Source organism: uncultured Escherichia sp., from assembly GCF_948475835.1.
Lineage (GTDB): Bacteria > Pseudomonadota > Gammaproteobacteria > Enterobacterales > Enterobacteriaceae > ECMA0423.
In genome coordinates, this window is record NZ_CAOLGM010000202.1 from 1 (window position 1) to 4550 (window position 4550).

Consider the following 4550-nt stretch of genomic DNA (forward strand, 5'->3'; position numbering starts at 1 on the left):
GTTTTATTATTACCACTTTTAATTCAGGGATAATGTGAGGTTATTACCCTCAAATAATATGAGATAAATAGTGCTGCAACATTGCATTTTTGCCCCGATTTATCCATGATCGAATTGTGACATTTGTCATACAACGAATAGGTTTTGTACTTACTATGGAATGGATTGCCGATCCGTCTATCTGGGCCGGGTTAATCACGCTGATTGTGATCGAACTGGTCCTCGGCATTGATAACCTGGTCTTTATTGCCATCCTCGCCGAAAAACTACCGCCGAAGCAGCGCGACCGCGCACGGGTTACCGGGCTGCTGCTGGCGATGTTAATGCGCCTGTTACTGCTGGCGTCAATCTCCTGGCTGGTCACCCTGACTCAACCGCTGTTCAGCTTCCGCTCGTTTACCTTTAGCGCCCGCGACTTAATCATGCTGTTTGGTGGTTTCTTCCTGTTGTTCAAAGCCACGATGGAGCTGAACGAGCGGCTGGAAGGGAAAGACAGCAATAATCCCACACAACGCAAAGGTGCGAAGTTCTGGGGGGTGGTGACACAAATTGTGGTACTGGACGCCATCTTCTCACTCGACTCAGTGATTACCGCCGTCGGGATGGTCGACCATTTACTGGTCATGATGGCCGCCGTGGTTATCGCTATCAGCCTGATGTTGATGGCCAGCAAGCCGTTAACGCAATTTGTTAACAGTCACCCGACCATCGTTATTCTCTGCTTAAGCTTCCTGTTGATGATTGGCTTTAGCCTGGTGGCAGAAGGTTTCGGCTTCGTCATTCCGAAAGGCTACCTGTACGCTGCCATTGGTTTCTCGGTGATGATCGAGGCGCTCAATCAGTTGGCTATCTTTAACCGGCGACGTTTTCTTTCCGCTAACCAGACGCTACGCCAGCGGACTACCGAAGCGGTAATGCGCCTGCTTAGCGGGCAAAAAGAAGATGCGGAACTGGACGCCGAAACCGCGTCCATGCTGGTGGATCATGGTAACCAGCAGATCTTTAATCCGCAGGAACGGCGGATGATTGAGCGGGTACTTAATCTTAACCAGCGTACTGTCAGCAGCATTATGACGTCGCGCCACGATATTGAGCATATCGATCTCAACGCGCCGGAAGACGAGATCCGCCAGTTGCTGGAGCGAAATCAGCATACGCGGCTGGTGGTTACCGACGGTGATGACGCAGAAGATTTGCTCGGTGTTGTTCACGTTATCGACCTGCTACAACAGTCACTGCGTGGCGAACCGCTCAACCTGCGGGTGTTGATTCGCCAGCCGCTGGTGTTCCCGGAAACCTTGCCGTTGTTACCTGCCCTGGAGCAGTTCCGTAATGCCCGCACGCACTTTGCTTTTGTGGTGGATGAGTTTGGCTCGGTGGAAGGGATTGTGACATTAAGTGACGTCACTGAAACCATTGCCGGTAACTTACCGAACGAAGTGGAAGAGATCGACGCCCGCCATGATATTCAGAAGAATGCGGACGGTTCCTGGACGGCGAATGGTCATATGCCGCTGGAAGATCTGGTGCAATATGTGCCGCTGCCGCTGGATGAAAAACGTGAATATCACACCATTGCCGGGCTGTTGATGGAATATTTACAGCGTATTCCAAAACCTGGCGAAGAAGTTCAGGTGGGGGATTATTTGCTTAAAACGTTGCAGGTGGAAAGCCATCGCGTGCAGAAGGTGCAGATTATTCCGCTGCATAAGGATGGCGAGTTGGAGTACGAGGTGTGATGGTATCGGTCATTTTACCCGATAGCCGAAAGGAATAAGATGAGGGAACCGCGCCAGCGGCGATTTACCGCCGGGAGCCCGGGTTGCCAGGGTGGTGGCGATTGAGCCACCCTGGCACGTTCACCGGCTTGAGCGTTCCATAGTAGTGAGGAACATCAAGTGAACGGAACAGCCTTCGATCTTACATATTCAGAATATAATGGTGCCGCCGCGAACGCCTGATGCGACGCTTTACGCGTCTTATCAGGCCTACAGGACAGGTCACCTGGTAACCTACATCTTCTCCAGCAACTTCTTCACATCTTTGCCATTGCGGGAATCTTTATTCCGCTCGGCCCAGTCATTCAGGCGACGTTTCGCTTCGTCCTGTAGATGTTTGCGCAGTAACTGATCCACTTGCAGACTGTAATTGAGTTGCTGCCAGTTGCCATAAACCCGCAGCGGTACTGGCGTTTCTTTGAGGAAATCAATCAGTTTGCTTTCCCCGTTCCAGCCACCCACGACCCGAATATCAAACTGGGTGTCGCAGGTTTGATCTGCCAGATTCAACATGCCTTCCCCAGTCAGCGCCAGCACAGGCGATTGACCTTGCATGTCGTTTAACGTCACGACGCCATCCTTCAACGTCAAATCGGTGGTAAAGCGGTCAAGCCGCGTCACGTTATCAAAGTTTTCAGCGGCCTTCACATCACCGCCATTACGCTCTACCGCTTGCTGAATCATCTGCTGGAAGTTCATCCCTTCCATGCGCGTGTCGGTCATTTCGACATGTGCCTGTCCTTGCCAGTTGTGGCGGAATGCGTCGGCATCTATGTCAGCACCGGAGAAATCACCAGCCAGTGACATTTTTCCGGTCAACGAAATCGGATAGTTAAACGCCTTCAGAATGGTACCAATCTCAACGTTTTCCAGCCGTGGCTGGAAGTTTATCCGCGGATTTATTGATGTCGCGTCCAGCGTGCCCGGCAGTGAAACCTGTCCACCGTTAAGCTTGCCCTGCAGTTGAGTAATTTCCAGCAAACCCGACTTGTTGGTCATTTGCGTGGCAACATCTGTAAAATTCATTCCGCGCCAGCGCACGTTACTGGCCTGCAACAAAATATCAGCCGTAAAGCCTTGCAGTCCCTGATATGCCGGTTCATCAATACGCGAAGAAATGACCGGGCGCGGCAATGTTGATTGGCTCTGCCCCTGCTGCGCGGCACCGTTTTCACCATTCGCTGTTTCATTAAGCGGGATGAGGTTGTCAAGATTCAGTTGCGGAAATTGCAGTCTCAGCTGCCATTCAGGTTTCTCTGTCAGCGTGACCTGTGCTTGCCCGCTCAGCGTGCTGTCATTGGCGGTCAAGCTGATTTGGTTAAATGAAAGGCGTTTATGTGACTCCTGCCACTGGGCCTGGAAACTCCCCTGCCCCTGAATACCTTGTTTTGGTAAATCTGCACCCTGCAACTGCCAGTTAATTTGTTCAATAGCCGCCGTTAAATCATGCGGATAATCAGAAGCATCTACCGTACCGTTAAGGGATATCGTGAGATCGCGCTGATCGCGATTAACCCGCCCGGAGAACTCAAATGAACCACGATGTTGGGGATCTTGTTCCATTTGCAGGCGAATATTGCGGATTGTCACCTGCTCGTCATCTTCATGCTGGAACACCAGCACGCTGTCCGCCACCTTAAGACTGGATATATCAAACGACCATCCGCGATCGTCTGACAGATCCGGCAAGGTATTGTCGCGCGGTGCAACCGGAGCGTCTTCACTGCGCACCGCTTCCGTCTGCGGCGTCAGTTGAATCACTGCCCCTTTTAGCATCACCTGCTTAACGCTCAGTTGATGACTCAGTAGTGGTAAAAGCGCCACGTCCAGACGCATGTTGTCGGCGCGAACCAGTGGCTGGCTTGCGCCCTGGGCGGTGAGAGACATTCGCCCGGAGAGGATACTAAGCTGCGGCCAGACGTGCCAACGCAGTGGCCCGTCGAGCTGCAATTGATAACCGCTACGTGCAGCAACTTGCTTGACCATATAGTCGCGGAAATCATTCGGATTCACCAGCAACACTAACGCAGATAACCCGGCCACCAGCACGACCAGGAGTATCATCAGCGTCGTCAGAAATCGTCTCATGGTATCCTCAATGGGCCTGAATTAGTCTTTATCGATTCGGCTGGCTACCGCGCCCTGCTGATTGCGATATTTCGCATCTTCACGGCGGTTGTAAGGTCGCGCCGCCGGGCCGGAAAGCGGCTCAAAGCTCAGCGCACCAATTAACATGCCCGGACGCAGCGCCAGCGGCAGCTTACCGGAGTTGTAGAACTCCAGCACAATGCAACCAGACCAGCCCGGATCGATACGGTGCGCGGTGACGTGCACCATCAGCCCCAGACGCGCCAGTGAGGAACGCCCGTCCAGCCAGCCCACCAGATCGGCTGGCAGCGTCACCGACTCCAGCGTCACCGCCAGCGCCAGCTCTCCTGGGTGAAGATAGAACGCCTCGCCCTCGTCGAGAACGATCTCATCGCTCATCACGCGGTCAAGCGCGGCGCTCACTTCATCTTTGGGACCGCTCAGATCGATAAACGCTGCCGTGTGACCACGGAAGGTACGAAATTTATTGCCCAGGCGTACATCCACCGTCGCGCCGTTAATACGCTCCACTGGCGGACGTGGGTTGATCGACAAACGGCCTTCATCAAGCCAGGCTTCAATATCTCGGTCACACAGACGCATGGCATTTTCTCCTTCGCGCATCACTCCCTTAACGCCAATTACGTCAAGGGCATACCAGGTTATCACTGAACGGTACACAAT

General features: G+C 53.1%; 3 protein-coding genes. 1 reads left to right on the plus strand and 2 read right to left on the minus strand.

What is annotated here, in order from left to right; translation table 11 throughout:
- The first annotated feature begins 155 nt into the window (after positions 1-155).
- Positions 156-1739 (plus strand): TerC family protein, encoded by a 1584-nt coding sequence (locus QZF50_RS22640; protein WP_001300971.1) that lies wholly within the window; start codon positions 156-158, stop codon positions 1737-1739.
- 273 nt (positions 1740-2012) lie between these two features.
- Here the strand turns inward: QZF50_RS22640 and asmA are convergent, their stop codons facing one another.
- Both asmA and dcd read right to left on the minus strand, forming a co-directional pair.
- On the minus strand, positions 2013-3866 hold the full coding sequence (gene asmA, locus QZF50_RS22645) for an outer membrane assembly protein AsmA (RefSeq protein WP_001252331.1): 1854 nt from the start codon (positions 3864-3866) through the stop codon (positions 2013-2015).
- A 21-nt stretch (positions 3867-3887) separates the two neighbouring features.
- Positions 3888-4469 carry a dCTP deaminase gene (gene dcd, locus QZF50_RS22650; RefSeq protein WP_001234767.1) on the minus strand — a complete coding sequence of 194 codons (582 nt, stop codon included), beginning with the start codon at positions 4467-4469 and terminating at the stop codon, positions 3888-3890.
- Positions 4470-4550 lie beyond the last annotated feature (81 nt).

Excerpts from the sequence above, each read along its gene's own strand:
- QZF50_RS22640 (WP_001300971.1), top strand. The coding sequence starts at position 156 with ATGGAATGGATTGCCGATCCGTCTATCTGGGCCGGGTTAATCACGCTG.
- asmA (WP_001252331.1), bottom strand. The coding sequence starts at position 3,866 with ATGAGACGATTTCTGACGACGCTGATGATACTCCTGGTCGTGCTGGTG.
- dcd (WP_001234767.1), bottom strand. The coding sequence starts at position 4,469 with ATGCGTCTGTGTGACCGAGATATTGAAGCCTGGCTTGATGAAGGCCGT.